Annotated in this window: 5 protein-coding genes; 3 read left to right on the top strand and 2 right to left on the bottom strand. The window is 68.6% G+C overall.

The genetic code is table 11. The features are described from left to right. Nucleotides 1-521, bottom strand: a 521-nt coding sequence (locus ACFWF3_RS26750) for an N-acetylmuramoyl-L-alanine amidase-like domain-containing protein (RefSeq protein ID WP_379316115.1), incomplete at its 3' end; no start/stop codon positions are given. Between the two features lie 329 nt (nt 522-850). On the opposite strand from ACFWF3_RS26750, the gene ACFWF3_RS26745 reads away from it, so the two are divergent. Next, nucleotides 851-1876, top strand: a complete 1026-nt coding sequence (locus ACFWF3_RS26745; protein ID WP_378991806.1) for a glucose 1-dehydrogenase — start codon at nt 851-853, stop codon at nt 1874-1876. Between the two features lie 24 nt (nt 1877-1900). On the opposite strand, the gene ACFWF3_RS26740 is transcribed toward ACFWF3_RS26745, so the two are convergent. After that, the gene (locus tag ACFWF3_RS26740; protein ID WP_379316113.1) at nt 1901-2632 is read right to left on the bottom strand and encodes a DsbA family oxidoreductase; all 732 of its coding nucleotides are present in this window, start codon (nt 2630-2632) and stop codon (nt 1901-1903) included. A gap of 182 nt (nt 2633-2814) precedes the next feature. On the opposite strand from ACFWF3_RS26740, the gene ACFWF3_RS26735 reads away from it, so the two are divergent. Both ACFWF3_RS26735 and ACFWF3_RS26730 read left to right on the top strand, forming a co-directional pair. Beyond that, nucleotides 2815-3537, top strand: a complete 723-nt coding sequence (locus tag ACFWF3_RS26735; protein ID WP_379316111.1) for a histidine phosphatase family protein — start codon at nt 2815-2817, stop codon at nt 3535-3537. Between the two features lie 116 nt (nt 3538-3653). Continuing rightward, nucleotides 3654-4091, top strand: a 438-nt coding sequence (locus ACFWF3_RS26730) for a cation:proton antiporter (protein WP_379316109.1), incomplete at its 3' end; no start/stop codon positions are given.

The following is a 4091-nucleotide window of genomic DNA, read 5'->3' as shown; positions in this document are numbered from 1 at the left end:
ACGCCTGGCAGGTAAGTGCTGCCGTCAGCTTTCGCGTTGAGATGCTTGGTGATGGTCACCGCGGCGGGGCTCAAGCTCGCGGTGATGTCGGTGGCGGCGAGCCGTTCGCGGGTGGCCCAGTCGGTGAAGAAGTGCTTGCGCTGGGCGAATTCGACGCGACCATCGATGTAGCGAGTACTGACCAGGTTGGTGAAGAACTCGTCGCGGGTGCTGGAGCGGGAGGCAGCATCGATGTAGTCGAGGTAGGTGAAGCAGTCGACCCGGCGCAGATCCGCGACGAGCTGTTCGGGCTCGGTGGCCGAACCGATCAGCATGTTCGCACCGTACGGGGTGCCGAGCAGCCGCGCGGAGAGCCGTTCGAGGAGTTCGCCACGGCCCAGACCGCCCGATTCGGCGCGCACGGTGAGGAGTTCGTCGATCTTGCGCGCGGAAACGTCATCGACCGACGGTGCGGCCGAGGCCGGTGCCAGCGCGCACACGAGCGCGGCGAGCACGAGCATGATCCGGACGATGATGCGCAAGACGCCTCCAGCTGGCCACGGGTCGATCGGTGCGAGCGCTGTCCACCGTAGCCGAGACGGCGGACAGGATCGGCGACTCAGGGTTCCCGGTGCCGCGATGATGGCGGAGTGTGACGTCGGCCATCGGCGATGCCGATTGTTCGCGAATGGTCTCGTATCGACCGGTCGGTGGGTTGTTCGCGTACCGTTGGCGCAGGTAGTCCGTGTTCGCGGCGTGTTCGCGATGGGGTTGCTCCCCCGGGTGTCGCGGATGTGGTTCGTGCAGACGTCGACCGTTGGCCCGTCCGGGCGGAAGGGATGCCGAAATGCGTGCGTTGACAGTGGTTCCCATGCAGAAGCAATCGTTGCGGGTGGAGGATGTGCCCGACCCGGTCGTCGGTCCCGGCGAACTGCTCGTCGACGGGATCTCGCTGGGTATCTGCGGCACCGACCGCGATATCGCGCAGGGCAACTACGGCTGGCTGCCACCGGGCAAGTCGCAGATGGTGCTCGGGCACGAATCTCTGGGGCGGGTGAAGACCGCTCCCGCGGGTAGCGCATTCGCCCCTGGCGACCTCGTCGTCGGGATCGTGCGCAGGCCGGATCCGGTGCCGTGCGGGGCGTGCGCGCGCGGCCAATGGGACATGTGCCGCAACGGGATGTACGTCGAGCGCGGGATCAAGGAGATCGACGGGTACGGGTCGACGTCCTGGGTGGTGCGCGAGGACTTCGCGGTGCGACTCGATCCGGCACTGGAGAAGGTCGGGGTACTGCTGGAACCGACGACCGTGGTCGCCAAAGCTTGGGATCAGATCGAGAAGATCAACAACCGCGCCTGGTTCGATCCGCGCACCGTCCTGGTCACCGGCGCCGGGCCGATCGGTCTGCTGGCGGCGCTGCTCGGGCAGCAACGCGGCCTGGACGTGCACGTCCTCGACCGGACCAGCGGCGGGACGAAAGAAGAGCTGGTCCAGGCGCTGGGCGGCACGTTCCACACGGGGACGGCGGCCGCCGCCGCGAAAGAGATCAGCCCCGACATCGTGATCGAGGCGACCGGTGCGCCCGCGGTGGCGTTGCAGGCGATGGAGATCGACAACCCCGGCGTAATCGTCTGCCTGACCGGCGTGTCGACCCCCGGTGTCGATACCGATGTCGATGTCGGCGGATTGAACCGCAACATCGTGCTCGACAACGCGGTGGTGTTCGGTTCGGTGAACGCGAACCGCCACCACTACGAACAGGGCGCCGAAGCGCTGGCCAAAGCGGACGAGTCGTGGCTCGAACGCCTCATCACCCGGCGGCTGCCGCTGGAGAAGGCGCTCGAGGCGTTCGACCCGGGCGGGTCCGATATCAAGGTCGTCATCGACCTGGCCTGACTCGCCGAAGCGAGGTCGAGGCGGTCAGTCGGCCGCCGCGACCTCGGTCGTGGGGACTGCGCAGCCGTCGGGGCCGCAGCTGTCGCCGTCGGCGATGAGCTGGGGAGCAGGTCGATCGTTCCAGGCGGTGTTCAGTGCCCGGGTGAACGTTTCGGGAGGTTGGGCGCCGGAGACCGCGTACTTGCCGTCGAAGACGAAGAACGGGACACCGGTGGCACCGAGCGCGGCGGCCTCGGCTTCGTCGCGGCGGACCGCGTCGGCGTAGGCATCGGGGTCGGCCAGCACCGCGCGCACCGAGTTCTCGTCCAGACCCGCGCGCACAGCCAAGGCGACCAGGCGTTCGGTATCGCCGAAGACGGGCTCGGGTTCGGCGAAATTGCCTGCGTAGAGGGCGTCGAGGAGGGCTTCCTGCTTGTCCTGGTCGAGGGCGTAGTGCAGGAGCCGGTGCATGTCGAAGCTGTTGCCCGAGTCGCGGCCCGCGGTTCGGTAGGGCAGACCCATCGCCGCGGCCTGGGCGCCGATGCCGCGTTCGTTGGCGGCGGCCTGGTCGACGGTGATGCCGTATTTCTCGGCGATCGCCGGGATAACCGGACGGGTGGAACCGGCGGGCAAGGTCGGATCGAGCTCGAAGGACCGGTGCACCACCTCGACGTCGTCCCGGTGCGCGAAGCCGGCCAGCGCTTCTTCGAAGCGGGCTTTGCCCAGGTAGCAGAACGGGCAATTGATGTCGGTCCAGATCTCTACTCTGGTGGACAAGCGGGCCTCCTGCGGCGCATCGAGGGGTGCGGCGGTGGTCCGCCGGACAGTTCTGGACAGGCGTTCGAATTCGGGGAATGTAACGCCGGCAACGAGGCCGCTATTCCCTGGCGCGTCCGGGCACGACGGGACGAGCACGAGGGGTATCGATGGAGTTCGAGCAGCGGAGGGGGTGGGTACAGGTGCCCGAAGGATTGGTGGTGCCACGCGCGCTGGGGGGATTGTGGGCGGTGCGCCACGCACAGAGTGAGGCCAATGTGTGGTTCTCCGACCCGGCGACCGAGCAGCGGCCGATGCGGGGCACCGATTCCGCGGTGGAACTGACCACCCACGGGCAGTGGCAGGCGCGCTGTCTGGGCGACTGGCTGGCCGGGCTGGCGGGCACGCAGCGACCCACCCTGGTGGTCTGCTCGCCCTACCTGCGCACCAGAGTCACCTGGGCGGTGATGGCCGAGGCCGCCGCCTCCCGCAACCGGCACCTGCACCCGATCCGCACCCTGGTCGACGAACGGTTGCGTGATCGGGAGATGGGGGTGTTCGAACTGCATCCGTACCGGGCGATCCGGCGACGCGCGCCCGAGGAGGGGCTGCGTCGTGAACTGGTCGGCAACTGGGTCTATCGCCCGCCGGGCGGGGAGTCGCTGGCCGATGTGGCATTGCGGGTGCGCAGTTTCCTCGACGAGCTCGACGTGGTGGCCGCGGGCGAACAGGTGCTGGTGGTGACGCACGACGCGGTGGTGGTGTCGTTGCGCTACATCCTCGACGGACTCGGTGCGCCGGTACCGGATTCGCTCGAGCCGGTGCCCAACGCGTCGGTGTCACAGTGGCGGCGTGAGGGCCCACGACTGGCGTTGCGTGTGTGGGGCTCGGTCGACCACCTCGCGATAGACGCGGACACGGGCTAGGGGCCGGCGCGACCGACCGATGTCGGCCGCAACCGTTTTCGTGATGGTCGGTGCCGACGCGGCTGTCGTGGGTGGCGTCGACGGACTGATGGGTCCGTGGGTGGGAGAATGCGCGAGTGGATGTCGCGATCGGTCTGGTTGTCCTCATCGGCTCGGCGACCGCGCTGGCGGCGCTGGCGCGGCGATTCGGGGTGTCGGAACCTCTGGTGCTGACGTTGGCCGGGGTGGCCGCGTCGTATCTGCCGATGGTGCCGCAGGTTCACCTCGAGCCGGAGGTGGTGCTGCTGGGGTTGCTGCCGCCGCTGCTCTACACCGCCGCGCTGCGCACCTCGCTGGTCGATTTCAAGGACAACCTGCGCACCATCGCGTCGCTGTCGGTGGGGTTGGTGCTGTTCAGCACGTTCGCCGTGGCGCTGGTGGTGTGGTGGTTGCTGCCGGTGCCGTTCGCGGCGGCGGTCGCGTTGGGTGCGGTGGTCGCTCCCCCGGACGCGGTGGCAGCGACCGCGGTGGCCCGACGCACAGGGATGCCGCGCAGCATCGTGACGGTGCTCGAG

Source organism: Nocardia sp. NPDC060220 (genome assembly GCF_042727815.1).
Lineage (GTDB): Bacteria > Actinomycetota > Actinomycetes > Mycobacteriales > Mycobacteriaceae > Nocardia.
The sequence above is the reverse complement of the archived record's forward strand: the minus strand, read 5'-3'. Positions and strand labels throughout refer to the sequence as shown.

Excerpts from the sequence above, each read along its gene's own strand:
- ACFWF3_RS26745 (WP_378991806.1), top strand. The coding sequence starts at position 851 with ATGCAGAAGCAATCGTTGCGGGTGGAGGATGTGCCCGACCCGGTCGTC.